This window comes from Micromonospora trifolii (assembly GCF_050516465.1).
GTDB lineage: Bacteria > Actinomycetota > Actinomycetes > Mycobacteriales > Micromonosporaceae > Micromonospora > Micromonospora trifolii.
This window is the reverse complement of the sequence record NZ_CP191526.1, coordinates 1,292,756-1,318,436: the sequence shown is the minus strand read 5'-3', so window position 1 is coordinate 1,318,436 and position 25,681 is coordinate 1,292,756. Positions and strand designations below refer to the sequence as shown.

At 72.6% G+C, this 25,681-nt stretch carries 21 protein-coding genes; 6 read left to right on the top strand and 15 right to left on the bottom strand.

The features are described from left to right. Positions 1-2,093: 2,093 nt before the first annotated feature. Together ACQRWP_RS06040 and ACQRWP_RS06035 are read right to left on the bottom strand one after the other, a co-directional pair. Positions 2,094-3,632, bottom strand: coding sequence for a replication-associated recombination protein A (locus ACQRWP_RS06040; protein ID WP_430501182.1), 1,539 nt, complete (start codon positions 3,630-3,632; stop codon positions 2,094-2,096). A gap of 74 nt (positions 3,633-3,706) precedes the next feature. Further along, a complete protein-coding gene (locus tag ACQRWP_RS06035; RefSeq protein WP_030335598.1) occupies positions 3,707-3,928 on the bottom strand; it encodes a hypothetical protein in 222 nt (73 codons plus the stop codon). A 139-nt stretch (positions 3,929-4,067) separates the two neighbouring features. On the opposite strand from ACQRWP_RS06035, the gene ACQRWP_RS06030 reads away from it, so the two are divergent. Then, the gene (locus ACQRWP_RS06030; RefSeq protein ID WP_430501181.1) at positions 4,068-4,808 is read left to right on the top strand and encodes a GNAT family N-acetyltransferase; all 741 of its coding nucleotides are present in this window, start codon (positions 4,068-4,070) and stop codon (positions 4,806-4,808) included. A 40-nt stretch (positions 4,809-4,848) separates the two neighbouring features. Here ACQRWP_RS06030 and ACQRWP_RS06025 read toward each other — a convergent pair whose 3' ends face one another. The 4 genes from ACQRWP_RS06025 to aspS all read right to left on the bottom strand — a co-directional run bounded on the left by ACQRWP_RS06025 (position 4,849) and on the right by aspS (position 9,589). Beyond that, entirely contained in the window at positions 4,849-6,135 is a 1,287-nt protein-coding gene (locus ACQRWP_RS06025; protein ID WP_430501180.1) for an MFS transporter, read from the bottom strand. A gap of 55 nt (positions 6,136-6,190) precedes the next feature. Then, complete coding sequence (locus ACQRWP_RS06020) at positions 6,191-6,799, bottom strand: helix-turn-helix domain-containing protein (protein WP_430501179.1); 609 nt, start codon at positions 6,797-6,799, stop codon at positions 6,191-6,193. A 69-nt stretch (positions 6,800-6,868) separates the two neighbouring features. Then, positions 6,869-7,681, bottom strand: coding sequence for an SDR family oxidoreductase (locus ACQRWP_RS06015; RefSeq protein ID WP_430501178.1), 813 nt, complete (start codon positions 7,679-7,681; stop codon positions 6,869-6,871). 102 nt (positions 7,682-7,783) lie between these two features. After that, positions 7,784-9,589 carry an aspartate--tRNA ligase gene (gene aspS, locus ACQRWP_RS06010; RefSeq protein ID WP_430501177.1) on the bottom strand — a complete coding sequence of 602 codons (1,806 nt, stop codon included), beginning with the start codon at positions 9,587-9,589 and terminating at the stop codon, positions 7,784-7,786. Positions 9,590-9,728: 139 nt separating this feature from the next. Between aspS and ACQRWP_RS06005 the strand changes: the two genes are divergently transcribed. Both ACQRWP_RS06005 and ACQRWP_RS06000 read left to right on the top strand, forming a co-directional pair. Further along, positions 9,729-10,463 (top strand): DUF998 domain-containing protein, encoded by a 735-nt coding sequence (locus ACQRWP_RS06005; RefSeq protein ID WP_430501176.1) that lies wholly within the window; start codon positions 9,729-9,731, stop codon positions 10,461-10,463. Positions 10,464-10,584: 121 nt separating this feature from the next. Next, the gene (locus tag ACQRWP_RS06000; protein WP_430501175.1) at positions 10,585-11,208 is read left to right on the top strand and encodes a DUF998 domain-containing protein; all 624 of its coding nucleotides are present in this window, start codon (positions 10,585-10,587) and stop codon (positions 11,206-11,208) included. Positions 11,209-11,304: 96 nt separating this feature from the next. Here ACQRWP_RS06000 and ACQRWP_RS05995 read toward each other — a convergent pair whose 3' ends face one another. Together ACQRWP_RS05995 and ACQRWP_RS05990 are read right to left on the bottom strand one after the other, a co-directional pair. Beyond that, entirely contained in the window at positions 11,305-12,351 is a 1,047-nt protein-coding gene (locus ACQRWP_RS05995; protein ID WP_430501174.1) for a S1 family peptidase, read from the bottom strand. A 392-nt stretch (positions 12,352-12,743) separates the two neighbouring features. After that, positions 12,744-13,220 carry a winged helix-turn-helix transcriptional regulator gene (locus tag ACQRWP_RS05990; protein WP_430501173.1) on the bottom strand — a complete coding sequence of 159 codons (477 nt, stop codon included), beginning with the start codon at positions 13,218-13,220 and terminating at the stop codon, positions 12,744-12,746. 55 nt (positions 13,221-13,275) lie between these two features. On the opposite strand from ACQRWP_RS05990, the gene ACQRWP_RS05985 reads away from it, so the two are divergent. Then, positions 13,276-13,782: a PaaI family thioesterase gene (locus tag ACQRWP_RS05985; protein ID WP_430501172.1), complete on the top strand. Its 507-nt coding sequence runs from the start codon at positions 13,276-13,278 to the stop codon at positions 13,780-13,782. Positions 13,783-13,947: 165 nt separating this feature from the next. Here ACQRWP_RS05985 and ACQRWP_RS05980 read toward each other — a convergent pair whose 3' ends face one another. From ACQRWP_RS05980 to ACQRWP_RS05970, 3 genes are all read right to left on the bottom strand, one after another. Beyond that, positions 13,948-14,889, bottom strand: coding sequence for an acyl-ACP desaturase (locus tag ACQRWP_RS05980; protein WP_355430833.1), 942 nt, complete (start codon positions 14,887-14,889; stop codon positions 13,948-13,950). A 71-nt stretch (positions 14,890-14,960) separates the two neighbouring features. Beyond that, complete coding sequence (gene hisS, locus ACQRWP_RS05975) at positions 14,961-16,289, bottom strand: histidine--tRNA ligase (protein ID WP_430501171.1); 1,329 nt, start codon at positions 16,287-16,289, stop codon at positions 14,961-14,963. 73 nt (positions 16,290-16,362) lie between these two features. Further along, positions 16,363-17,073 carry an MBL fold metallo-hydrolase gene (locus tag ACQRWP_RS05970; protein ID WP_430501170.1) on the bottom strand — a complete coding sequence of 237 codons (711 nt, stop codon included), beginning with the start codon at positions 17,071-17,073 and terminating at the stop codon, positions 16,363-16,365. Between the two features lie 270 nt (positions 17,074-17,343). Between ACQRWP_RS05970 and ACQRWP_RS05965 the strand changes: the two genes are divergently transcribed. Together ACQRWP_RS05965 and ACQRWP_RS05960 are read left to right on the top strand one after the other, a co-directional pair. Further along, positions 17,344-18,228: a peptidylprolyl isomerase gene (locus ACQRWP_RS05965; protein WP_410821421.1), complete on the top strand. Its 885-nt coding sequence runs from the start codon at positions 17,344-17,346 to the stop codon at positions 18,226-18,228. 58 nt (positions 18,229-18,286) lie between these two features. Continuing rightward, on the top strand, positions 18,287-19,129 hold the full coding sequence (locus tag ACQRWP_RS05960; RefSeq protein ID WP_430501169.1) for a peptidylprolyl isomerase: 843 nt from the start codon (positions 18,287-18,289) through the stop codon (positions 19,127-19,129). Positions 19,130-19,225: 96 nt separating this feature from the next. On the opposite strand, the gene ACQRWP_RS05955 is transcribed toward ACQRWP_RS05960, so the two are convergent. The 4 genes from ACQRWP_RS05955 to secD form a co-directional block, all read right to left on the bottom strand. After that, positions 19,226-21,736, bottom strand: a complete 2,511-nt coding sequence (locus tag ACQRWP_RS05955) for a RelA/SpoT family protein (RefSeq protein ID WP_430501168.1) — start codon at positions 21,734-21,736, stop codon at positions 19,226-19,228. A 196-nt stretch (positions 21,737-21,932) separates the two neighbouring features. Next, positions 21,933-22,499: an adenine phosphoribosyltransferase gene (locus tag ACQRWP_RS05950; protein ID WP_238679793.1), complete on the bottom strand. Its 567-nt coding sequence runs from the start codon at positions 22,497-22,499 to the stop codon at positions 21,933-21,935. A 78-nt stretch (positions 22,500-22,577) separates the two neighbouring features. After that, on the bottom strand, positions 22,578-23,774 hold the full coding sequence (gene secF / locus ACQRWP_RS05945) for a protein translocase subunit SecF (protein WP_430501167.1): 1,197 nt from the start codon (positions 23,772-23,774) through the stop codon (positions 22,578-22,580). Between the two features lies 1 nt (position 23,775). Then, positions 23,776-25,668 carry a protein translocase subunit SecD gene (gene secD, locus ACQRWP_RS05940; RefSeq protein WP_430501166.1) on the bottom strand — a complete coding sequence of 631 codons (1,893 nt, stop codon included), beginning with the start codon at positions 25,666-25,668 and terminating at the stop codon, positions 23,776-23,778. Positions 25,669-25,681: the final 13 nt, after the last annotated feature.

The following is a 25,681-nucleotide window of genomic DNA, read 5'->3' as shown; positions in this document are numbered from 1 at the left end:
CGCCGCACGAGCCGGACCATCCGGACGGGTCGCGTCCCGGGGTGCCGCCTCGCCACCCGGGCCGGGGCGCAGTGGCCCGTCAGCGCCACGGCGCCCGGTGCCGGGTGCCGGGGCGTCGCCGGGGATGGGTCGGGCCCGGCCGGGTGGGGCGGAGCGGGCGGCGCCCCGCGCCGCGGGACCGGCGCCGGGTCGACCACCGGAGTAGGGGTCGTCGCCGTGGTCGCCCGCGGGCCCGGGTCGACCGGGGACAGCCGGACCGTCGGGGCCCTGCTCAGCCGGTGGACGACGTCGTCGGCCGGTCGGGTCCGGGGCGGGCGGTGCGTCCGCGCCGGGCCCCGCCACGGCACGGCCGCGCTGGCCGGTGGGGTCAGGTGTGGGTACCGCCGCAGCGCCCCGCCCACGGGCGGGCCGGTCACCGGGCGGCGGCGGGTAGGTCAGCGCCTGCTCTCCAGTGGATCCCGACGCGTCGGGCCGGACGGCGCGACGACCGGTCGGTGCGTCCGCGCCCGGGTCGACCGGCGGGCCGGCGGGCCGGCGGGCGGCGGTGCGCTCCGCGGCCGGGTCGGGCACGGCGAGCCGACCGGACGCCTGGTCGGTGAGGTCTCCCGGCCCGGTGGGCGGCGCCGGACGGCGACCCCCGGCCGGCGGGCTGCCGTCTCGGCGGTTGACCACCGGCAGGCCAGGGTCGGTGTGTGGCAGGCGGCCGGCCTGGCGGAGCCAGTCCGCGGGCCGCTCCGGCCGGTCCAGGCGGGGTTCGCCGCCGGGTGGCGTTCGGCGTTCCGGTTCACCGGAGACGACCCGGCGGCGACCGGTGCCGTCGGCGGGGCCGGTGGTGGGCAGGGCGCCGCTGTGCGCGCCGGTCGCCTGGGGCACCGACGACGCGTTCCCCGAGCGGGGCACGGGTGGCGCGTTGCCGGAGCGCGGCACCACCGGCTCGTCGGGTTCCGCGGCCCGGCGACGCCCGCCCGCTGCCGGACGGGGAGCCTCGGCGGCGCGCCGCCCGGTGGGCTCGGGTGCGCCGGGGTCGGCCGGGCCGGGACGACGCCGGGCGGTACGCGGGTCACCGTCGATGGCGGGGTCGGGACGAAGGCCATCCGCGGTCGGCGGCACGACGCCAGCCGGTGCGCCGTCGAAGCGGGCCGGCCCGGGGGCGGCGGCTGCTCCGGCGGCCCGCGCCGGGTCGGAGGTCGGGCCGGCGGCGCGTCGACCGACGGGGGCGCCGTCGGCGGGGGGCCGGGCACGGCCGGGCTCGACCGGCTGCTCCGGGCCGGGTCGGTGGGTCGGCGGGCCAGCGTCCGGACGGCGCAGCGGCGGCATGGCGTCGGGATGACCGCCGGGCGCGGCGGGGTCCTGATGACGGCCCGGCGGAACAGCGGCGTCCGGCCGACGGCCCGGCGCAGCGGCGGCCTCCGGACGACGACCGGCCGGGGGGCCTGAGGTCGGTGGGCCCACGGGTGGGCCGGGAGGTGCCGCAGCACCGCGAGCACGGGCCGGGCCGCCGGGCGCGTCGGGTGCCGGGCGCGGCCCCTGCGGGCCGGCCGGGTCACCCCCGCCCGGGCGAGCGGCGGGCGGCGACGGCGGCACGGCAGCGCGGGCGCCGGGCACCGGCTGCACGCCGCGGCGCGGCGGCTGCCCCGGAGCGCCGGGGCCGGCGGTGGGTGGCCGGTCATCCGGGCGACGACCCGCTGGTGGCGTCTCCCCCGGCCAGGGGCCGTCGACCGGTCGACGGGCGGCGGCGCCGCCCGGTTCACTCTGGCGCGGGGCCGGTGGCGCCGAGGACTCCGGCCCGCTGCCGCGCACACCGGCCGGCTCTGCCGGCGTACGCGGGGCGGGTTGTGCCGGCGGTCCAGCCGGGTCTGCCGGCGGCATGCCCCCACGGGGCCGGTTCGGCTCCGCCGGTGCACCGTCCGGGCCCAGCTCGGTGCGTTGCTGCTTCGCCGAGCGCAGGTCGTCGATCCAGCCGAACTCCTCGCCGGCGACCGGCTCCTCCGGCTCGGGCTCAGCCGCCCGGCCGCGACCCCAACGGCGGGTCTTGGCGCGGGGATCGCGCCGCTCGTCCGGGCCCTCGTCCGGGCGGTCCCCACCACGCGATCTCACTGTTGACCCTCTCCTGCGGCGTCGGTGCCGCTGTCCTGCATCGTGCCGGGGGCACCCGTGCCCGTCGTCGGACGGGCGGCCCCCGGGGATAGCGCTGGCGCGGTCTGCGCCGTTACGGACGGCTCGGCTGTCCGCGTCTCCGGGCGGGCGGCCGGCGCCGGCAGACCACGCACGATCCGGCGCAGCAGCGGCAGGCGGCTGGCCACCGACCGCTCCGCGCCGTGCGGGCTGGGCTGGTAGTAGTCGGTGCCCACCAGGTCGTCCGGGACGTACTGCTGGGTGACCACGCCGCGCTGGTCGTCGTGCGGGTAGCGGTAGCCGGTCCCGTGGCCCAACCCACGGGCGCCGGCGTAGTGCGCGTCGCGCAGCCCTCGCGGCACCGGGCCACCGCGACCGGCCCGGACGTCGGCGATCGCGGCGCCGATGGCGGTGGTGGCCGAGTTCGACTTGGGCGCGGTGGCCAGGTGAATCACCGCCTGGGCGAGGTTGAGCTGCGCTTCGGGCAGCCCGACGTACTCGACCGCGTGCGCGGCGGCGGTCGCCACGCTCAGCGCCCCGGGATCGGCCATGCCCACGTCCTCGCTGGCGAAGATGACCAGACGACGGGCGATGAACCGGGCGTCCTCACCGGCGACCAGCATGCGGGCCAGCCAGTGCACCGCCGCGTCCACGTCCGAGCCGCGCATGCTCTTGATGAAGGCGCTGACCACGTCGTAGTGGGCGTCGCCGTCACGGTCGTAGCGCACCGCCGCCACGTCGACCGCCTGCTCGGCGGTGGCAAGGTCGATCCGCCCGCCGCCGAGAGCCGTGGCGGAGGCCGCCGCCGCCTCCAGGGCGGTGAGTGCCTTACGGACGTCACCGGCGGCCAGCCGGACCAGGTGATCCTCGGCCTCGGTGGTCAGGGCCAGTGCGCCGTCCAGGCCACGCTTGTCGGCGACCGCGCGGCGCAGCAGGCCCCGCACCGCCTCGTCGTCCAACGGTTGCAGGGTGAGCAGCACGCACCGCGACAGCAGCGGTGAGATGACCGAGAAGTACGGGTTCTCGGTGGTCGCCGCCAGCAGGGTGACCGTACGGTCCTCGACGGCGGCGAGCAGGGAATCCTGTTGGGTCTTGCTGAACCGGTGCACCTCGTCGATGAAGAGCACGGTCTGCGGGCCGCCGGAACGGCGCTGGCGGCGCGCCGCCTCGATCACCGCCCGGACGTCCTTCACGCCGGCGGAGAGCGCCGACATGGCGACGAAGCGGCGGTCGGTCGCCCCGGCCACCAGGTGCGCGATGGTGGTCTTGCCGCTGCCCGGCGGGCCCCAGAGGATCACCGACATCGGAGCCCCGCCGGAGACCAGTTGCCGCAGGGGTGCGCCGGGGGCGAGCAGGTGCTCCTGCCCGACCAGCTCGTCGAGGGTCACCGGGCGCATCCGGACGGGCAGGGGCGAATCGTCGGCCACCGCGGTGAAGCCGTCGACACCGGCGGGACCGTCGGGCGCGCTGCGCGACCCGGCGGGTTCACCGAGGGAGAAGAGGGCGTCGGACTCCATCACGAAGACAGTACCGGGCCGGGCCCACGACGCCGGAATCGCGCCGCGGGCCCGCCACCGGTGATCGGTTCCGGTCAGCCACGCCCGGGGCGACGGCCCCGGTACCAACGGCCGCCGCCACCGCCGCCGCCGCCGCGCGGGCCGCTGCCCACGCCGGCCAGGTAGAGCGAGAGGAGGAGCAACCCGATGAGTACGAGGGTGTTCCAGTTGAACAGGTCGGGTGCGCCGAAGTTGGTGTCGAGCAGGTCGAGCAGCAGGGCAAAGCCAAAGACGATGGCCGCGAGAATGGCGAGCATGTCGGTCCTCCGGTGGGGGTTCCCAGTAGGTCGGCGCGTGATGTACCCAATCGGTCGACTCGCCAATCTCCACCGTGGAGACGGCCACGCCGCGACGGCCCGGCGGAGGCATTCGACCCCCGGCTCCTAGGCTGGACGCATGATCATCGACGACCAGGTGCTCCAGGACCGGAGCGCCATCCTGGCCGCCGTCGGCCATCACCCGTTCGCCCGGCACGCGCTCGGGCGGGCCGTGCCGGCGCGCGCGTACCGGCGCGATGGCGCCGTGCTGTGGCTGGTTCCGCCCGAGTACGGCCCGGCCGGTTGCGCGATCGGCCCGGCCGAAGCGGCGCTGGAGATCGGTGTCGCGCTCGCCGCCGACGGGATGCTCCAGCCCGGACAGCGGCTGCACCTGCCTCGACACGATCGCGGTCGGCTGGTCGACCGGTTGGCGGTGGCCGAGCACAGCGACTGGGACTTCCACTGGACCGACACGGCGCCACCGGCCCAGCCGGACGAGCAGCCGGTGGTACGCCTCACCGACGCCGACCAACCGGCGCTGGCGGCGCTGGTCGAAGAGTCGTTCCCCAGCAGCACCTCCCGCCCGGGCGACCCACGGGTGGTGGACTGGTACGGCATCCGGGCCGGCGACCGGTTGGTGGCGTGCGGCGCGGACCGAAGCCAGGGTGACATCGGCTTCCTCGCCGGCCTGACCGTCGCCCCCGACCAACGAGGTCGGGGGCTGGGCGCGTCCCTGACCGCGGGGATGACCCGGGCGCTGCTGACGCGCCACGACATGGTTGGGCTCGGCGTCTACACGCACAATGTCGGTGCGGCACGGCTCTACCGTCGGCTCGGGTACACCAACACCCTCCCGCTCAGCTCGATCCGCCTCGCCTGACCGCCGGGAGAGGGCCCCTTGCGCACCAGGGGCCCCCTCCTCAACGATCGGCGGCGGACACCGGGACCGCGGTCGGCTCGACGGCCGGGACGGCCCGACGGCCGGCCAGCCAGGCGGGCAGGTAGAGCGGTGCGGCGACGGCCAACACCACCGCGCCGACCACCATCGCGGTGCTGACGCTGGTGGCGGCGGCGAGCGCGGTGAGCACCACCCCGCCGAGCGCGCCGGCCGGCTGCGCCATCATCGAGTTCAGCGAGAGCACGCTGGTCCGGTACGGGCCGTCGACCTGCCGGTGCAGCAGCCCACTGTGCAACGGGTTGGACGCGCCGTGCACGGCGTAGCAGGCCAGATACGCCACCAGGACGCCGACCGGCCCGGCGAACAACCCCATCCCGACCACCGTCACGCCCTGGAGGATGCGAAGCAGGGCCGCACCCGGCGCGGCGCCGAACCAGCGCAGCAGCAGTGGGGTCAGTGCCGCGCCGGCGGCCGAGGCGAGCCAGGCGGCCGAGTTCGCCGGCCCGAGCAGCGCCGCGGCGCGTTCCGGGTCGCCGATCACCTCGGCGAGCCGTACCGGCAGCAGCGACTCGAAGGTGACCATGCCGAAGCCCCAGAACAGCTCGACGGCCACCAACGCCAGCAGCACCCGGGAGCGACGCAGCAGCCCGACGGCCTGGCCGATCATCCGGGGTGCCTGGACCACCGAAGCCCGCAGCGCCGCGACCCCGGTGGCCGGCCGCTCTTCGACCAGCAGCACGACCAGCGCGACGAGCGCCGCCGCCTGCGCGACGATGGCGGCCAGCACGGGGACGGTGAGCGCGGTGACCGGCCCGATCGGGCCGAGCGCGATGAGACCGCCGCTGAGCAGCGCGCCGGCGCCGATGGCCCCACCGACGACGGTGCCGGCATACCCGAGGCCGCGCTCGTACTCGGCCTCCGCGTCGGCGGCCAGGGTCGCGTCGACGTACCAGGACTCCAACGGGCCGCTGTCCAACGCCCGGTAGATGCCTTGCAAGGCCCAGACCAGGAAGAACAGCCAGAACGAGTCGGCCACCGCGAACAGCGCCAGCGAGGCGAGGTTGAGCACTCCGGCGGCGAGCAGCACGGGTCGGCGGCCGAGGGCGTCGGCGAGCCCGCCGGTGGGCAACTCCAGCGCCAGCACCAGCAGCCCCTGCGCCGTGCCGACCAGCCCGATCTGCGGCAACGACAGGCCGCGCTCCTGCATCAGCAGGACCATCACCGGGATCATCAGACCCGTGGGCAGCCAGCGCAGGCCGTAGAGCGTGAGGTAACGACGCCGGACCTGGCGTACGGTCAGCGCGCTCACGATGCCACCTCCGTTCGCGACTGCGGGGCTCGCAGACCCGGCTCACTCCTCGCGCTCACTGGAGGCCCTCGCGCAACGGGTAGGCGGCCAGGAACACCTGCACCGGGCGGGCCTCCGGGTCGGTGGGGGCAGCGGGCTCGGCCTCGCCGTGATACCGCTCCAGCACCTGCCACACCTCCGCCTTGAGCTCCTCCAGCCGGGCCGGCGGGATGGTCATGAAGATGTCGCTCATGCCGAACCCGTCCCGCCAGGCGGCCGACCACTCGTGCTGGGTGGCGAACCAGCGATCGGCGGTCTCGGCGAGGAGACGCACCTGGTCGCCCTGAATCCACTCGATCGCGGCCCGGGCGTCGGGGTCGTCGTCGAAGTCGCTCGGATCCCAGTTGGTCACGTCGTGCGCCGCCTGCCACCAGCGCTGCCGCCCGCTGCCCCGGTCGGGATCCTCGATGACCAGCCCTACCTCGGCGAGTTGTCGCAGGTGGTAGCTGGTCGCGCCGGTGTTGGTGCCGAGCAGTTCGGCGAGGGTGGTCGCGGTAGCGGGCCCCTTCACCCGCAGCGCTCCGACCAACCGCATCCGCAGCGGGTGCGCCAGCACCCGGACCTGTCGTTTGTCGATCCGCACCTCACGCGGCGCCGGCCGCGAGACTCCTTCGTCGTTCTCCATGGCTGCACACTATCTCTGCACACTTCCTGTGCACAAGAGTTGTGCATAGGAAGTGTGCATGTGCCGTGCTCAGCGGGCGAGGACTTCGCGTACTCCGCGCAGCCGGGTGCGCAGCAGGGCGGTGGCGCGCGCGGAGTCGAGGCGTACGTCCGTGGGGCGGACCAGGCCGGCGGCCGCGCTGGTGGTGGTCTTCAACCCGGCCGCGTCCAGGCCGTACCGCTCGGCGACCAGCAGACCCAGCTCAGCCCGGCTGACCGCGTCCGGGCCGGCCACGTTCAACAGACCGGCGTACGTCGAGGCGACCAGCTCCAGCACGGCGTCGGCCAGGTCGGTGACGTCGATCGGGCAGCGCAGTTCGTCGCTGAACAGGGTGGCCCGGCCGTCGAGCGCGTCCCGGCAGAGCTGGATCTGCTTGCTGCCCTCCCCCATGACCAGGGAGGTCCGCACCAGCGCCGCGCCCGGGTCGATCGCCCGCACGGCGGTCTCGGCCGCGGCCTTCGCGGCACCGTACGCGTGCACCGGCGTGGGTGGTTCGTCGTCGGCGTACGGCACGGGTCGTCCCGCGTGCAGCGCGTCGCTGGACACGTGCACCAGCCGGGCACCCGCCTCGGCTGCGGCGAGCGCCACGTGCGCTGCCCCGTCGGCGGTGACCGCCCAGTCCCCGTACCGATAGGGGGTCCCTACCACGGCGTCCGGCCGCACCTCGGCGACCAGGGCGCGCACGGCGGACCGGTCGGTCACGTCCAGCCGCCGTGCCGCGACTCCCGGCACGGCGATCTCACCGGAGTGGAACGTCCCGACAACCGACCAACCAAGCCCGAGGCCCCGCCGACAAACCGACCGCCCCAGTAACCCACTACCCCCGACAACAAGCACCCGCATCCCAGCCCACTCCCCTGCCACCGCCGCCGCCGATCATGAGGTTAACGAGCGACACGCCGTGGCGCGGGCCCGTCAACCTCATGATCGACGGCGCGAAAGGGGTCAGACCGGGTCTGCTACCGGGGCTGCGGGGCCGGCCGTTCCCGTGTGGGCCGTCGCGGCGGGCTTGGGCTTGGCGTCGATGCCGGCCTCGGTGCGCTGCTGGGCGGTGATCGGGGTGGGGGCACTGGTCAGCGGGTCGAAGCCACCCCGGGTCTTCGGGAAGGCGATGACCTCACGGATGGAGTCGGCACCGGCGAGCAGCATGCAGACCCGGTCCCAGCCGAAGGCGATGCCGCCGTGCGGCGGGGCGCCGTACTTGAACGCCTCCAGCAGGAAGCCGAACTTGTCCTGCGCCTCCTCGGGAGTGATGCCGAGCAGGTCGAAGACCCGCTTCTGCACGTCACCCCGGTGGATACGGATCGACCCGCCGCCGATCTCGTTGCCGTTGCAGACGATGTCGTACGCGTACGCCAGGGCCCGGTCCGGAGCCTCCTCGAACCGGTCGACCCAGTCGGCGTTCGGCGAGGTGAACGGGTGGTGCACTGCCGTCCAACCGCCCTCGTCCGTTCGCTCGAACATCGGCGCGTCGACCACCCAGCAGAACGCCCAGGCGCTCTCGTCGATCAGGCCGGACCGCTTGGCGATCTCGACGCGGGCCGCCCCGAGCAGCTCCTGTGCCTCCCGGCTGGTGGCGCTCGCGGCAAAGAAGACCGCGTCACCCGGCTTGGCGCCGACCGCGTCGGCGAGCCCACCCAGGTGCTCGGCGGAGAGGTTCTTCGCCACCGGACCGCGCGCCTCGCCGGTCTCGGCGTCCAGCACCACGTACGCCAGGCCACGGGCGCCACGCGCCTTCGCCCAGTCCTGCCAGCCGTCCAGCTCCTTGCGGCTCTGCGCCGCGCCACCCGGCATCACCACCGCGCCGACGTAGCCGCCCGCGTCGATCGCCCCGGCGAAGACCCGGAACTCGGTCCCGCGCAGGTACTCGGTCAGCTCGGTCAACTCGACGCCGTAGCGCAGGTCCGGCTTGTCCGAGCCGTAACGGGCCATCGCGTCGTGCCAGGTGATCCGCGGGATCGGTCGGGTGATCTCGTGCCCGGCCAGGTTCTTCCACAGCGTCGAGACGATCGCCTCGCCGAGGTCGATCACGTCGTCCTCGGTGACGAACGACATCTCGATGTCGAGCTGGGTGAACTCCGGCTGCCGGTCGGCGCGGAAGTCCTCGTCGCGGTAGCAGCGGGCGATCTGGTAGTACCGCTCCATGCCGCCGACCATCAGCAGCTGCTTGAACAGCTGCGGCGACTGCGGCAGCGCGTACCAGCTGCCGGGCTGAAGCCGCACCGGCACCAGGAAGTCGCGGGCGCCCTCCGGCGTCGAGCGGGTCAGCGTCGGCGTCTCGATCTCCAGGAAGTCCCGCTCGTGCAGCACGCCCCGGGCGAGGTGGCTGGCGCGCGAACGCAGCCGCAGCGCGTTCGCCGGGCCGCTGCGGCGCAGGTCCAGGTAGCGGTACCGGAGTCGGATGTCGTCGCCGGCCTCGATCTGGTCGTCCACCGGCAGCGGCAGCGGCGCCGCCTCGGAGAGCACCTCCAGCTCGACGACGGTCACCTCGACCTCGCCGGTGGGCAGCTCCGGGTTCTCGTTGCCGGCCGGGCGGCGGGTCACCTCGCCGACGACCTTCACGCAGAACTCGTTGCGCAGCGCGTGCGCATCTTCCTCGCGGAACACCACCTGGACAACACCGGAACCGTCGCGCAGGTCGACGAAGATGACCCCGCCGTGGTCGCGGCGGCGGGCCACCCAGCCGGCGAGCGTCACCGTCGAGCCGGCGTCCGCGGCGCGCAGGCTTCCGGCATTGTGGGTACGGATCACGGCTGGCAACTCCTCATCGTGGAACAGTCCTCACCCCGCATTCTGTCAGGGGTGGCCGCCCCGCCTCCGGGCACCCGTCGGGTCGGCCGCGCTGGGCGAACCCGACTCAATCGGCCATCTCGCCGGTTAACGTGGCGAAATGCGCGCCGTACCGAACTGGGCCGTCGCCACGGCGGCGACGGCGCCCGTGCTGCTGGTGGGCGGTTGGACGGTGGCCCAGGCCCGACAGCCCGTCGGGTACGACCCGGTCCGGGACACCATCAGCGAGCTGGCAGGGCAGGACGCCACCGACGCCTGGATCATGGTGGTGGCCCTGGTGCTGCTCGGCTGCTGCTACCTGTCGGTCGCCGCCGTCCTGCACGCGGCCGGGCTGCCCAGCCGATTCCTGCTCGCGATCGGTGGCGTGGCCACCATCGCGCTGGTCGCCTTTCCCCGGCCGCCGGTCGGCGGCTCGCTCAGCCACGGCATCGCGGCGACGGTGGCCGTCCTCGCCCTGGTGCTCTGGCCGGCCGGCTCGGCGCTGCGGCTGCCCCGCGGCCACGACACCGAGCACCCCACCCGACCGGAGCCGCCCTGGGCGTTCCGCCGGGCGGTGGGGCTGAGCGCCACGCTCGTGCTGCTCGCGCTCTTCGGCTGGTGCGCGTTCGAGGTGACCAGTGGGTCCCGCACCGGGCTGGCCGAGCGGGTGACGGCGGTGGCGGTCTCCCTCTGGCCGCTGTTGGCGGTCCTCTCCGCCCGGCGGGCGCACCTCGCCTGGTCGGCCGGCGGCACCGTACGCGTCGGCCCGGACCTGCCGACCATCGGCGTCGTACCCCCGGATCCCCTCGGACCACCGAGCGGGCCCACTCCCGGGCGACCCGACCGGCTGTCATGAGTCGTCGCCCCGCCTGATCTGGCCGCGTCGTCCCCGCCTGCTCCGGCGTCCGCGCCGTCGGTGCGTCGGCCCCTGGCGCGCGGCCCGGGAACTCCGCCGGTCGCACCGCTACGATCGCCCGATGTCAGCCGTTCCCCGTTGGGCCCTGCTGTCGGCCGGTGGCGCACCGCTGTTCCTCGTCGGTGGCTGGACACTGGCGCAGGCCGCCCAGTCCGACGGATTCGACCCGGTGCGGCAGACCATCAGCGCACTTGCCGCCGCGGGCGCGGACCATCGCTGGATCATGACGATTGGGCTGGCCGGCCTGGGCCTCTGTCATCTGACGACCGCGCTCGGCCTGGTCAGCGCCGCGCCGACGGGCCGAGGGCTGCTCGCGCTGGGTGGGCTGGCGACCCTGGTGCTGGTCGCGTTCCCGCAGAACCCGGACGGTGACTCGACGACACATGCCGTGGCCGCCGGGGTGGCGTTCGGGGCGTTGGCCGTCTGGCCGGCCTTGGCGGTGCCCCGTCGAGCCGCGCCGTCCCTCGGCCGGGAGCACCGGCACCCGCCGGCTGCCGTACGCCGGGTGGCGCTCGCGGCGGCGGTGGTCCTCCTCGGGCTGGTCGGCTGGTTCGCCGTCGAGTTCTTCACCGACGGGGCGTGGATCGGGCTGACGGAGCGGCTGGCGGCGGCGGCCGAGGCGGGCGTACCGCTGGCCGCTGTGCTGGTCTCCCGGCGGCGGCCGCGACCGTCCGGGCCCGGCTGAGCGCCGTCGCATTCGCCCGCTGTCGGCGGGGTTCGGTGGCCGTCAACGCGACGCGGGCCGCCGGAGTGTTCCGGCGGCCCGCGAGCGGTGCGTGGATCAGAAGACGCTGACGCCGTAGCGGCTGAGCGCCTCGGTCACCGGCTGGAAGAAGGTCGTGCCACCGGTGCGGCAGTTGCCGCTACCACCGGAGGTCAGACCCAGGGCGGTGCCGCCCGCGAAGAGCGAGCCGCCGCTGTCGCCCGGCTCGGCGCAGACGTTGGTGCGGATCAGACCGGAGACCGAACCCTCGGCGTAGTTCACCGTGGCGTTGGTCGCGTTCACCGAGCCGCTACGCAGGCCGGTGGTGCTGCCGGAGCGCTGCACCGACTGGCCGACGGAGGCGTTGCCGGAACCGGTGATGTCCCGGAAGCTGCCGTTGTAGAGGGAGACGTTGCCGGCGGCGTTGGCCGAGTTGTTGTGCCGCACGATGCCGTAGTCGTTGCCCGGGAAGCTGGTGCCGGTACGGGTACCGAGCAGCGAGGTCTGGGCGGAGTTCGAGTACCAGCTGGCCGAGATGTTGGTGCAGTGCCCGGCCGTCAGGAAGTAGTAGGTGCTGCCACTGCGCACGTTGAAGCCGAGCGAGCAACGCCCGCCCCCGCCGGCGTAGATGGCCTGGCCGCCGGAGATCCGGGTGCTCAGCACGCCGGCCTCGGCCTCGACCCGGACCGCGCCGTTGGCCCGCGCGGCGGCGGCCTTGACCCGCTCCAGCTTGGCACCGGTGACGGTGCTGTCGACGGAGACGACGACCTGGTTGGTGACCGGGTCACTCCACCAGGCGGTACCCGGGATCTTGGCGGAACGCTCCAGCTCGGCCGTGGCCCGGTTGAGCTCGGCGGCGCCGCGGGTGACGTAGCGGACGACGGCGCCGGCCTTGCTCGCCTTGCTGGCGGCGGCCGCGTCGGTCACGGTGACGACGGATTTGCCGCTGGCGTCGATGTACGAGCCGGCGGAGCGGTCGCCGAGTTCCGCGGAGATCGCGGCGGCGGCGTCGGGCGACGCGGCAGGAGCGGCCTGGGCGGGCGCGCCGATGAGCGAGCCGACGACCAGGGTTCCGGAAACGGCGACTGTGGCCGCAACGCGGAATGAGGACCTCGTGGGTCGCATGTAACAAACCTCCTGGGCGGGGGAGCGGGTCTGCCGGGGGCGGCTGACCCGAGGGCAACCCGGCCGATCTGGGGAAACCGGCCGGATGAGACTGAAGTATTCACATACTTAAGATCATTAACAAGGCTTGAATTCGCCCGGATTCACCGACCTCGGTTGGTCGCACGGCCGCAACACCCCCGACACGCTGGCGAACAGCCACCGTCACACCCCACCGACATCCGACCCACTTTTGACGCGCACGATCATCGATGTCTCCCCGCGCCGGGTGTCGGGTGCACCGCGCGCCGGGACGGCACGGCGCCGCCCGCCGGGCACCATGCGACGGGCGCCGGACGTCAGGGTGCGGCGTGCGACGTTCGACGGGCGGCAGGGGTGCGGCGGGCGACGGGTCAGGGGGTACGACGACGAGCGCCGGGGCCCGGGCTGGGCACCACGTCGCGTGGCCGGCCCACGTCGTGCCCGCCGGCGCAGCGCAGTTCGGCGCGCACCTCGGCGCCGCAGTCGCGGTGCGTGACACTGAGCGGCGGGCCCTCCGCGTCGGCGAGGTACCGGTCGCCCCAACCGAGGACGGCGACCAGCACCGGCCACAGATCCAGGCCCTTCTCCGTGAGCCGGTACTCGTGGCGCAGCCGACTGCCGGGCTCCCGGTAGGGCTCGCGACTCAGCACGCCCTGCTCCACCAGGCTCGCGAGGCGATTGGTCAGCACCTGGCGCGGAATGCCGGTGCGTACCCGCATGTCGTCGAAGCGGCGTACGCCGGTGAACACCTCGCGGAGGACCACCAGGGTCCATCGCTCACCGAGGATCTCCATCGCGCGGGCGATGGTGCAGTTCTCCACTGACCAGTCCAGAGCCGCGGGTCGCATCGGATCAGGCTAGATCTCGTTGACAGACTCAGCAACCTGCTGCCAGGCTGCGTCCATGACGCAGACGCAGGAACCAGTGCGCAGCCGTACCTTCACCTGGGCGGACCCGTCGGTCAACGCCGCCCAGGTCGGTCGACGCGGCGGCCTGGACATGCTCCGGGCGATGATCGCCGGCGAGTTGGCCGCGCCGCCGGTGATGCACCTTCTCGACATGACCCGGATGGAAGCCGACGAGGGTCGGGTCGTCGTCGAGCTGATCCCGCAGGAGTTCCACTACAACCCGCTCGGCAGCGTCCACGGTGGCGTGCTCTCCACCCTGCTGGACACCGCCGCGGGGTGCGCCGTGCACACCACCCTGCCCGCCGGCGTCGGCTACACCTCGCTGGACCTCAACGTGAAGTTCCTCCGCCCGGTCACCGTCGACAGTGGCACCCTGCGCTGCGAGGGCACCGTGCTGCAACGCGGCCGCCGTACGGCCCTGGCCGAGGCCCGCATCACCGACGCCACCGACCGCCTGATAGCCCACGCCACCAGCACCTGCCTCCTCCTCCCCCTCCCCTAACCCCGCCCCCCACTCCCTCTCCCTCTCCCACTCCCACCCATCCACCCACTGCGTTGATCATGGGGTTAGCGGGCGATTCGAAGATCGATCGACCCGCCAACATCATGATCAACAAGGGCTAGAGGGGTGGGGTGGGGATGGGGTGGGACGGGGCAGGGGTGGGGTTTAGCGGAGGGCTAGGCGGGCGGCTCGGGCGTCGCGCTTTTCCTCGAAGCGGCTCGCGGCGCGGTCCAGGTCCTCCAGCTGGGCGGCGAGCTGCTCGCGGGCGGCTTCGCCGTCGGCGTTGAGGCCGGTCACGTTGAAGACGTCCCACTGACGCAGGACCGGCTGAAGCACCTCGTCGCGGTGCTGGCGCAGGTCGTAGATGCCGGCCAGGGCGATCGCCACCGACTTGCGGGCGAATCCGTCGATGCCGCTGCCCGGCATCTGGAAGTCGGCCACCACGTCGGCGACGGCCCGCATGGCCTGGCTCGGGGCCAGCTCGAACGCGGCCGCGAGAAGGTTGCGGTAGAAGACCATGTGCAGGTTCTCGTCGGCGGCCACCCGGGCCAGCAGCGCCTCGCAGGTGGGGTCGCCGGTGGCCTTACCGGTGTTGCGGTGCGAGATCCGAGTGGCCAGCTCCTGGAACGAGACGTACGCCAGCGAGTGCAGCACCTCGTCGCCGTGGGCGTTGGTGTAGCCCTCCGACATGTGCGTCATCCGGGCCCGCTCCAGCGCCACCGGGTCGACCGCCCGGCTGACGGTCAGGTAGTCGCGGATCGCGACGCCGTGCCGACCCTCCTCGGCGGTCCACCGGTGCACCCAGGTGCCCCACGCGCCGTCGCGACCGAACAGGGTGGCGATCTCGTGGTGGTACGAGGGCAGGTTGTCCTCGGTCAGCAGGTTCACGATCAGCGCGGTGCGTGCCACGTCCGGGATGGTGGAGTCGGTCGGTGACCACGCCTCGCCGCCGAGCGGCCCGTCGAAGGTCCGCCCTTCGCTCCACGGCACGTACTCGTGCGGGAACCACTCCTTGGCGAGCGAGAGGTGGCGGTCCAGGTTGCGTGCGACAACCGGCTCCAACTCGACGAGCAGCGCGGTCTGGCTCACTGTGGTGCTGACGGTCACGAGAAACTCCCTACGGTGGCGTAACTTACGCTACCGTAGGTCCCCGCGGCCGTCAGCGCCAGTGGGGACACTCAACCGACAGTGGGTTTGAGGTCTCCCAGGGGTGGCGTCCACTCCCCCGCACCGGCCGTGACCTGCTCACCGGAGCGGATGTCCTTCACCTCGTCCGGCGCTCCCTCGGCACCGGGGAACCAGACGTACGGGATGCCGCGCCGCTCGGCGTAGCGGATCTGCTTGCCGAACTTCGCCGCGCTCGGCGACACCTCGGTCGCCACCCCGCGCCGCCGCAGCGCCTCGGCAACCCGGTTGCTGGCCGTACGCTGCTCCTCGCTGGTCACCGCGACGAGCACGGCGGTCGGCACCTCCCGCGAGACCGACAGCTCCCCCGCGCCGAAGAGCAGACCGAGCAGCCGGGTCACGCCGATCGAGATCCCCACGCCCGGGTACGAGACAGCGCCGGCGCTGGCCAGGTTGTCGTACCGGCCGCCGGAGCAGATCGAGCCGAAGCGCTCGTAGCCGCGCAGCTGGGTCTCGTAGACGGTGCCCGTGTAGTAATCCAGGCCACGGGCGATGCGCAGGTCCGCCACGCAGAGGCCGGGCGAGTGTTCGGCGGCGGTGTCCACCACCCGGACCAGCTCCTCGATGCCCTCGTCGAGCAGAGGGTCGCTCACCCCGAGCGCCCGGACGGCGTCGGCGAACGAGGCGTCCGGGGCGGAGATCTCGGCCAGCGCCAGGCACGCCTTGGCCTGCGCCTCGCTCGCCCCGGCGGTCTGGGCCAGCAGCTCGGCCACCTTCGCCGGGCCGATCTTGTCGAGCTTGTCCACGGCGCGCAGCGCCGCCTCCGGGTCGGTCAGCCCGATGCCCCGGTAGAAACCCTCGCAGATCTTGCGATTGTTGACCTGAATCGTCACCGGTGGGATCGGCAGCGAGCGCAGCGCGTCCCCGATGACCAGCGGCATCTCCGCCTCGTGGTGCGCGGCCAGGGTGTCCCGGTCGACGATGTCGATGTCGGCCTGGACGAACTCCCGGTAGCGGCCCTCCTGCGGCCGCTCGCCCCGCCACACCTTCTGGATCTGGTAGCGGCGGAACGGGAAGCTCAGCTTGCCGGCGTTCTCCAACACGTACCGGGCGAACGGCACGGTCAGGTCGAAGTGCAGGCCGAGCTGATCGTCGCCACCGGCACCCTCGGCGTCGGCGTGCAGCCGCCGGATCACGTAGACCTCCTTCGAGGTCTCGCCCTTGCGCAGCAACTGGTCCAGCGGCTCCACGGCGCGGGTCTCCAGCGGCGCGAAGCCGTACAGCTCGAAGGTGGCCCGGATCTTGTCGAGCACGAACTGCTCGATCATCCGCTGGCCGGGGGTCCACTCCGGGAAGCCGGAGATGGGCGTGGGCTTGCTCATCGGCGTACTCCTTGCGGTTCCGCGCCGGTGGCGCGGTGGTGTCGTGGGTCCGCGCGCGGCGCGGACGAAAGATCTAGAGGCCCCGGGTGGGAGCGGCCGGCGACGTGCCAGCCACCTCGATGAGGTACGGGTTGCTGGCGCGCTCGCGGCCGATGGTGGTGCTGGGGCCGTGGCCGGGCAGCACGACGGTGTCGTCGGCCAGCGGAAGGACCTTGTCGCGCAGGCTGGTGAGCATGGCCGGCATGCTCCCGCCCGGCAGGTCGGTGCGGCCGATCGACCCGGCGAAGAGAACGTCGCCGGAGAGGCACAGCTCGTCAGCCTCCCAGCCCGACCCGGCGCCCGGCAGCCGGAACAGCACCGACCCGCCGGTATGGCCCGGGGCGTGGTCGACGGCGATCTCCAGGCCGGCGAGCGTGAGGGTGGCGCCGTCGGTCAACTCCGCCACGTCCTCCGGCTCCGTGTAGCTCAGCCGGCCGCCGAAGAGCGACGTCAGGTCGGTCGACAGGCCCTTGGACGGGTCGGCCAGCATCTCCCGGTCACCGGGGTGCACGTACGCGGTGATGCCGCGCGCACCACAGACCGGCGCGACCGAGAAGGTGTGATCGAGGTGGCCGTGGGTGAGCAGCACGGCGGCCGGATGCAGGCGGTGCTCGGCGAGCAGCGCGTCGAGCTGGTCGAGCACCCCGATGCCGGGGTCGACCACCACGCACTGCTCCCCCGGCGCGGTGGCAACCACGTAGCAGTTGGTGCCGAAGGCGTCCGCGGGAAAGCCGGCCACGAGCACGGGCGCTGTCCTTTCCGTCGAGCAGCTGTCGTCCTGCACAGCAGCCTATCGGGCGGGCCGAGCGAGTTTGCCGCGTCCGTCCCACGGGCCCCGTGGAGCACAGTGACAACCTCCGATAAGCGCTGCTCGGGACGGGGTGGACCTCGTACACCACATTCCCAGTCACTAGCCGTACACTCTGGCGGGCGTGTGGCGCGGCACACGTGACGCCCGGACGGGCCGGGGCGACCGGCCGCCGGCGACGACCAGGTAGAGGAAAGGGGAGCACGGGTGGCTTCCAGCAGGGACCGGCAGCGCAAACTGGCGCGGGCCAAGCTCGACCGGCAGTTGGCTCGCCGGGCCGCCTCTACGCGGCGCCGACGGCAGATCCAGGCCGGAGTTGGCGCCGCTCTGATCCTCGTGTTGGTCGTGGCCGGCTCAGCCTGGGCGCTCGGTGCGTTCGACTCCGACCCGAAGCAGAACACGGCCGCGGAGGACACCTGCCTCTGGACGCCGCAGGACGCGACGGCCAACACCAACCTCAAGGACGTCGGCACGCCGGCCACCAAGGATCTGCCCACCGACGGCACCCGGGCGATGACCGTGACCACCAACCAGGGCGCGCCGATCACCGCAGAGCTGAACCTGACCAACTCCCCGTGCGCGGCGGCGAGCATCGCCCACCTGGCGAGCCGGTCGTTCTACGACAACACCAAGTGCCACGAGATCACCGCCGAGGGCGCGCTGCGCTGCGGCGACCCCAGCGGCACGGGTCTTGGTGGGCCGACCTACTCGTTCTACGACGAGGAGCTGCCGACCGTGCCGTCGGCGTCGCCGTCGGCCACCCCGGCCCCCGGCCAGCCGCCGACGTACCCCAAGGGCACGGTCGCGATGGTCTCCAACCCGCCGGGCAGCAACGGCAGCCAGTTCCTGGTCTTCTTCAAGGACTTCACCACCGCCGACCCGAAGTACCCGGTCATCGGCCGGGTCACCGGCGGGCTGGACGTGGTGGAGAAGATCGGTGCCCTCCCGACCGTGGACAATGGGACCGGGGCGAAGGTCAAGCCCAGCACCGATGTGACGATCCAGAGCCTCACGGTCGGTGAGCCGGTCACCGGTGCCGCACCGGCGCCGTCGGCCTCCGGCACCCCGGCCAGCAGCCCGAGCGCCGGCTGACCGGTCGCCCTACCCATTCACGCGGCACCCAGCAGCAGATAGCCAGGAGGATCCAGGCGTGACGTCCACCAGAGAGCGGCAGCAAGCGGCGGCACGACGCGCCCGGCTTGAGAAGGAGATGGCCGAGCGCGCGGCCAAGGCCCGCAAGCGCCGGCAGACGACGGCGATCATCAGCGCGGGTGCCGCGCTGGTGCTCGTGGTCGCCGGCACCGTCTGGCTGGCGGTGAGCCTCGGCGGCGACGACGACAAGCCCGACACCACCACCGCGGCGCCCGGTGCGTCCGAGTGCGTGTACAACGCGCTGCCCACCGAGCAGCGGCCCCCGCAGATCAAGGATGTGGGGCTGCCGAGCAACCAGCAGTCCGGCACCGGCGTGCAGACCATGACGATGGACACCAACCTCGGCCCGATCACCGCCAAGGTCGACCGGTCGTTGGTGCCGTGCACGGCGGGCAGCTTCACCTACCTCGCGGAGAAGAACTTCTTCGACAACACCAAGTGCCACCGCCTGGTGACCGAGGGCATCAAGGTGTTGCAGTGCGGTGACCCCAGCGCCACCGGCAACGGCTGGCGCCCCACCGACGGCCAGGGCGGCCCGAGCTACCGCCTGCCCGAGGAGAACCTGCCCACCGACAAGCGCCCGCCGTACCCGGAGGGTGTCATCGCGATGGCCAACTCCGGCCAGCCGGGCAGCACCGGCAGCCAGTTCTTCATCGTCTACGGCGACTCGCCGCTGGACCCGGCGTACACCGTGCTGGGCACCATCACCGGCGGCCTGGACCTGGTCAAGGACGTGGCCAAGGCCGGCGACGACGGGGCGTTCGCCCAGCAGGCCGGCGGCGGCCACCCGAAGAAGGAGGTCATCATCAAGGACCTCACGATGAGCAACCCGCAGGGCTGACCCCCGCACGCACGACGAAGCGCCCGCCGGCTGAGCCGGCGGGCGCTGTCGTGTTCTGGGGTACGCGTCGAGCCTCGGAACTGATCCGGTGGGTGCTCAGGCCCCGGAGGTGACCCGGTAGGCGTCGAAGACGCCGTCGACCTTGCGGACCGTGGCCAGCAGGTGGCCCAGGTGCTTCGGGTCGGCCATCTCGAAGCTGAACCGGCTCACCGCCACCCGGTCGCGGGTGGTGGTGACGGTGGCGGAGAGGATGTTGACCCGCTCGTCGGAGAGCACCCGGGTGACGTCGGCCAGCAGCTTGTGCCGGTCCAGAGCCTCGACCTGGATGGCGACCAGGAACGTCGAGGCGGAGGTGAGCTTCCAACTCACCTCGACGACCCGCTCGGCCTGCGCGCGCAGGTCCTCGGCGTTGGCGCAGTCGTCGCGGTGCACGCTCACCCCGCCGGAGCGGGTGACGAAGCCGAACACCGAGTCCGGTGGGACCGGGGTGCAGCAGCGGGCCAGCTTGATCCAGACGTCGCTGACGCCCCGGACCACCACGCCCGGGTCGCTGCTGCTCTGCCGGCTGCGCGGCGGCCGGGTGGCGACGGCGGTCTCGGCGATGTCCTCCGCCGCGCCCTCCTCGCCGCCGTACGCGGCCATCAGCTTCTGCACCACCGACTGCGCGGAGACCTGGCTGTCGCCGACCGCCGCGTAGAGCGAGGCCACGTCGGCCAGGTGCAGGTCCCGGGCGATCGCCATCAGCGCGTCGGAGGTGAGCATCCGCTGCAACGGCATGCCCTGCTTGCGCATCGCCTTGACGATCGCGTCCTTGCCGGCCTCGATCGCCTCCTCGCGCCGCTCCTTGTTGAAGTACTGCCGGATCTTCGTCCGGGCGCGCGGGCTCTTGACGAAGCCCAGCCAGTCCTGCGTCGGGCCGGCCGTCTCGGACTTCGACGTGAAGATTTCGATCACGTCGCCGTTGGACAGCGTCGACTCGAGGGGCACCAGCTTGCCGTTGACCCGCGCCCCGATGCACTTGTGCCCCACCTCGGTGTGCACCGCGTACGCGAAGTCCACGGGTGTCGACCCGGTCGGCAGCGGGATGACGTCACCCTTGGGGGTGAAGACGTACACCTCCTGGCTGGACAGGTCGAAGCGCAGCGCGTCCAGGAACTCGCTCGGGTCGGCCGCCTCACGCTGCCAGTCGAGCAGCTGCCGCAGCCAGGTCATCTCGTCGATGTGCGCGGGCGGGCCGACGATCTGGGTGCCCTTGTGCTCCTTGTACTTCCAGTGCGCGGCGATGCCGAACTCCGCGGTGCGGTGCATCGCGTACGTGCGGATCTGCATCTCCACCGGCTTGCCGGTGGGCCCGATGACCGTCGTGTGCAACGACTGGTACATGTTGAACTTGGGCATCGCGATGTAGTCCTTGAACCGGCCCGGCACCGGCTGCCAGTTGGCGTGGATCACACCCAGCGCCGCGTAGCAATCCCGAACCGTGTCGACCAGGATCCGAACGCCGACCAGGTCGTAGATGTCGTTGAAGTCGCGACCCCGCACGATCATCTTTTGGTAGATCGAGTAGAGGTGCTTCGGCCGCCCGGTGGTCTCCGCCTTGATCTTGGCGGCCTTCAGGTCGGTGCCGACCTTCTGCGTCACCTGCCGCAACAGCGACTCGCGCTGCGGCTGGTGCTCCCCGATCAGCCGGTTGATCTCCTCGTAGCGCTTCGGGAACAGCGTGCCGAAGGACAGATCCTCCAGCTCCCACTTGATCGTGTTCATACCGAGCCGGTGCGCCAGCGGCGCCAGGATCTCCAGCGTCTCCTTGGCCTTCTGCTCCTGCTTGGGGCGGGGCAGGAAGGTCAGGGTGCGCATGTTGTGCAGCCGGTCGGCCAGCTTGATCACCAGCACCCGCGGGTCCTTGGCCATGGCCACGACCATCTTGCGGATCGTCTCGGCCTTCGCCGCGTCGCCCAGCTTGACCTTGTCGAGCTTGGTGACGCCGTCGACCAGCAGGGCGACCTCGCCACCGAAGTCGGCTCGCATCTGGTCGAGGGTGTACTCGGTGTCCTCGATGGTGTCGTGCAGCAGCGCGGCGACCAGCGTGGTGGTGTCCATTCCCAGGTTGCCGAGGATCGTCGCCACCGCGAGCGGGTGGGTGATGTAGGGGTCACCGGACTTGCGGTACTGCCCGGAGTGCCACCGTGCGGCCGTGTCGAAGGCGCGCTGGAGCAGTCGGGCGTCCGCCTTGGGGTGGTTGTCCCGGTGGCTGGCGATGAGCGGCTCCAGCACCTCGCTGACCTGGGAGGTCTGCCAGGGCGCGTTGAACCGGGCCAGCCGGGCCCGGACCCGCCTACCGGTGGGTGCGTTGGACAGCCCGAAGCCACCGCTGGGCGACGAGTCGATGCCGGAGTCGGTCGGGAACGGCACCACGACGCCATCGGCGCCCGGGGACGCCTCGGCGCTCGGCGGGCCGCTGGTAGGACGCACCGCGCTCTCGCCGGAGCCGTTGGCGGTGCCCGTCACCCGGGCCGGCGCGTCGCCTGTCCGGTCGGTCACCGAGCCGTCAGCGTCGCCTGTCGGGTGCACCGTGCCCTCCGCCGGAGGGACGACATCGTGGGACACCGGCCTCCTCACCGCTCGCCGGAAACACGCCGGCCGAAGATCGGCCGACCTGGTCTCGCCCGCCGGACGGGTTACCGCCGGCGTCAGCAAAGGGCAATGCTACCCGCACGGACGGTCCCCTGCCGCTCCGCCGGACGGTCGGTGCGGGTGCATCCGACGGGTCCGGGATCAAACGGTCAGCAGAGTATTGACCGGTTCAAACGGTCAACAGGGCGTGGACGGGACGCGGCGCCAGTCGCTCACGCCCACCCAGGAAGCCGAGCTCCAGCAGCACGGTGAAGCCGCTGACGGTGCCGCCGGCCCGCTCGACCAGGTCCAGCGTCGCCTCGGCGGTGCCGCCGGTCGCCAGCACGTCGTCGACCACCAGCACCCGGTGCCCGGCGGTGAAGGCGTCCTCGTGCACTTCGAGGGTGGCCTCGCCGTACTCCAACTCGTAGGAGACCGAGTGCGCCGGGCGGGGCAGCTTGCCGGCCTTGCGCACCGGCACCACGCCCACGCCGGTCGCGTACGCGATGGCCGCCGCGACGACGAACCCGCGCGCCTCGATGCCGACCACCACGTCGAAGGTGTCCCGCCCGTGGTACGCGACAATCTCGTCGATCACCTCACGGAAGACCTTGCCGTCGGCGAACAGTGGCATCAGGTCCTTGAACATGACGCCGGGCTTGGGAAAGTCGGGCACGTCCAGCACCCGACTGGCGACCAGTCGGGCGACCTCCGGGCCACTGTCCCCGTGCGCTGCGGCGCTGTGGGTCTCCGTCACGGCTGTTTCGCTCTCCTTCGACGACGAACGGCGTCCGGCAACAGCATGCCGGACGCCGTTCGGGTGTTTACTGTCGGGTCAGCGCCGCTTGGCGCCACCCGGCCGGTTGCCGCCGCCACCCGGGCGACCGCCCCGGGCACCGGTGGGCCGCTTGCCCGCCGGCCGGGCACCCACCTTGGGGGCGGCACCGGCCAGCGCGGCGGCGTCCTGGTCGACCGGCTCGTCGGTCGCGTCGGCCTGGGCTGCCGGGCTCGCGACGCCCTTACCGACGACCTCGCCGCGGGCGACCGCGCCCCGCCGGGTCAGGACGCGCTTGTTGTGCGCCTGGATCCGTGGGTCGTAGTTCTTCAGCAGCGCCAGCAGCGGGGTGGCCACCAGGATGGAGGTCAGGAACGCCACCGCCATACCGACGAAGAGCACCAGGCCGAGGTCCTTCAGCGTGCCGGCGCCGAGCAGGCCGGCACCGATGAAGAGCAGACCGCCGACCGGCAGCAGGGCGACCACCGAGGTGTTCAACGACCGCATCAGGCTCTGGTTGACGGCCAGGTTGGACGCCTCGCCGTACGTCTGGTTGTTGTTGGCGGTGATGCCCCGGGTGTTCTCCTGGACCTTGTCGAAGACCACCACCACGTCGTAGAGCGCGAAGCCCAGGATGGTGAGGAAGCCGATGATCGTCGACGGGGTGACCTCGAAGCCGACCAGCGAGTAGATGCCGGCGGTGAGGATCAGGTTCGTGATCAGCGAGGCGACCGCGGCCACGGCCATCCGCCACTCGAAGCGCAGGATCAGGTAGACCATCACCAGCGCGATGAAGATGACCAGACCCAGCACGGCCCGCTCGGTGACCTGGCTGCCCCACGCCTCACTGACCTGGTTGCCGCTGATCTGGTCGGCGTTGATGCCGAGGTCCTCGGCGATCTGGGCCTTGACCGAGTTGGCCTGCTCGACGGTGAGCTGCGGCGTGCGCAGCTCGTAGGAGTCGCCGCCGGTGCCGCCGACCTTCTGCGCGGTGGCCACCTCGACGCCGGTGTTCTCGCTGGCGAGGGCCGAGTTGACCTCCCGCTCGGCGTCGTCCAGGGTGCCGACGCTGGCCGGCACCTGGAACGAGTTGCCGCCGGCGAACTCGATGCCCAGGCTGAACCCACGGATCGAGAAGCTGAGGATCGCGATCAGGACCAGGACCCCGGCGACGCCGAACCAGAGCTTGCGCCGGCCGACGATGTTGAGACCGGCCTCGCCGTTGTAGAGGCGGCTCGCCAGACCGTTTTCAGCCATCTCAGGCCTCCTTGGCGCGCGGGTTGCGGGGCTGAGTCGGCTGGTTGCGGGCCGGAAGTGCCCGGCCCAGACCGCTGACCCGCGGGGACAGGAACGCCCGGGTCCGGGCGAACATCGTCATGATCGGGTGCCGGAAGAGGAAGACCACGACCAGGTCCAGCACGGTGGCCAGACCGAGGGCGAACGCGAAGCCCTTGACCGTGCCGACCGAGACCACGTAGAGCACCACCGCGGAGAGCAGGGTGATCGCGTTTGCCGAGATGATCGTCCGGCGGGCCCGCATCCAGGCGCGGGGCACCGCGCTACGCGGGCTGCGCCCCTCCCGGATCTCGTCTTTCAGTCGTTCGAAGTAGATGACGAACGAGTCCGCCGCCACACCGAGTGAGACGATCATGCCGGCGATGCCGGCGAGGGTGAGCGTGAAGCCGATCTGCCGGCCGAGCACCACCAGCGCGCCGAAGACGAGCAGCGCGGAGAGGATGAGGCTCAGGAAGATCACCGAGCCGAGCAGCCGGTAGTAGAAGAACGCGTAGATGATGACCAGCAGCATGCCGATGCCGGCAGCGAGCAGGCCGGCGCGCAGGTGGCTGGCGCCCAGCGTGGCGGTGACGTTCTGCGCCTCCTGCTGCTCGAAGGTCACCGGCAGCGCGCCGTAGCGCAGCTGGCTGGCGAGCGTGCTGGCGTCCTTCTGGACGAAATTGCCGGTGATCTGGGAGTTGCCGGTCAGCACGCCCTGGATCTCCGGGGAGGAGACAATCTTGTTGTCCAGCACGACGGCCACCCGGCACTTGCCGTCCTGACCCAGCGCGGTCGCGTCGCAGGCCTGGCCCTCGTTGTTGAACGCCTCACGGGTCAGCGAGGTCCACTTGCCCTGGCCATCGCCGGTGAAGTCCAGGCTGACCACCCAGGCGTTGGTCTGGTCGAGCACCGCGTCGGCGTCGGACACGTCGGTGCCCAGCACCTTGGCCTGGTCGAGCAGGTACTTCGAAGCACCGTCCTCGCAGGAGACCACCTGCTGCTTCGGGTCGGAGATCGACGCCGGGGGGCGCTGGTCGAGCTGCGCGCAGCCGATCGTCGGCACATTGAACTGCATCTGGGCCGACAGCACCGCGACCTCGCGCGGTGACAGCGTGGCGAACGGCTTGAGCTTGTCGGCCAGCGACGGGTCGGCGGTCAGGTCGGCCGGGGCCTGCAGCCCGTTGGCGGCCTGCCACGCGGCGGCGCCGACCTTCTGCTCGACGACCTTGCGCTGCTCCTCGACGCTGGCCGGCACCGGCTCGGCGCTGGCGCTCGCCGTGGGGGCGGCGGCACTCGGCGAGGCGGACGCGGACGCCGACGGGGTCGGCGTGGCGCTCGGCGACGCCGGAGCCATTCCGCCCTGACCGCCGCTGGGTGACGAGGTCGCCTTCGGCGCGCCGCTGCCCGACGGGGTCGGGACGGCGCTGCCGGACGGGGCCGGCGTGGCGGCCGGCGGCGGCACGGCAGCCGTCCCGCTGCCGTCGGCAGCCTTGAGCACCTTGCGGAAGCGCAGCTCGGCCGCGCTGCCCACGTCGGTGAGGTCCCGGTTCTCACCGGGCAGGGAGATGACGATGTTGCGGTTGCCCTCGGTGACCACCTCGGCCTCGGCCACGCCGAACGCGTTGACCCGGCTCTCGATGATCTCGCGGGCCTCTTCGAGGTTCTCCGCCGTCGGGGGCTTGCCGTCGACGCTGTTGGTCGCCTCCAGTGTCACCCGCGTGCCGCCGATGAGGTCCAGGCCGAGCTTGGGCTCGAGCCGGTCCTTCCAGCTGCCGCTGGCGCCGGCGAAGAACACCAAAAGATAGAGGACCACGAAGATGAACCCGAGCACGGCGAGCTGCCGCCCGGGGCGCATCTGTCCCTGAGGTGGTGCCACGGCTGTCCTGTCT

What these genes read in the sequence shown, in the direction of transcription:
- ACQRWP_RS06040 (WP_430501182.1), bottom strand. Translation starts at nt 3,632, where the DNA reads ATGGAGTCCGACGCCCTCTTCTCCCTCGGTGAACCCGCCGGGTCGCGC.
- ACQRWP_RS06035 (WP_030335598.1), bottom strand. Translation starts at nt 3,928, where the DNA reads ATGCTCGCCATTCTCGCGGCCATCGTCTTTGGCTTTGCCCTGCTGCTC.
- ACQRWP_RS06030 (WP_430501181.1), top strand. Translation starts at nt 4,068, where the DNA reads ATGATCATCGACGACCAGGTGCTCCAGGACCGGAGCGCCATCCTGGCC.
- ACQRWP_RS06020 (WP_430501179.1), bottom strand. Translation starts at nt 6,799, where the DNA reads ATGGAGAACGACGAAGGAGTCTCGCGGCCGGCGCCGCGTGAGGTGCGG.
- ACQRWP_RS06015 (WP_430501178.1), bottom strand. Translation starts at nt 7,681, where the DNA reads ATGCGGGTGCTTGTTGTCGGGGGTAGTGGGTTACTGGGGCGGTCGGTT.
- ACQRWP_RS06005 (WP_430501176.1), top strand. Translation starts at nt 9,729, where the DNA reads ATGCGCGCCGTACCGAACTGGGCCGTCGCCACGGCGGCGACGGCGCCC.
- ACQRWP_RS06000 (WP_430501175.1), top strand. Translation starts at nt 10,585, where the DNA reads ATGTCAGCCGTTCCCCGTTGGGCCCTGCTGTCGGCCGGTGGCGCACCG.
- ACQRWP_RS05995 (WP_430501174.1), bottom strand. Translation starts at nt 12,351, where the DNA reads ATGCGACCCACGAGGTCCTCATTCCGCGTTGCGGCCACAGTCGCCGTT.
- ACQRWP_RS05990 (WP_430501173.1), bottom strand. Translation starts at nt 13,220, where the DNA reads ATGCGACCCGCGGCTCTGGACTGGTCAGTGGAGAACTGCACCATCGCC.
- ACQRWP_RS05985 (WP_430501172.1), top strand. Translation starts at nt 13,276, where the DNA reads ATGACGCAGACGCAGGAACCAGTGCGCAGCCGTACCTTCACCTGGGCG.
- hisS (WP_430501171.1), bottom strand. Translation starts at nt 16,289, where the DNA reads ATGAGCAAGCCCACGCCCATCTCCGGCTTCCCGGAGTGGACCCCCGGC.
- secF (WP_430501167.1), bottom strand. Translation starts at nt 23,774, where the DNA reads ATGGCTGAAAACGGTCTGGCGAGCCGCCTCTACAACGGCGAGGCCGGT.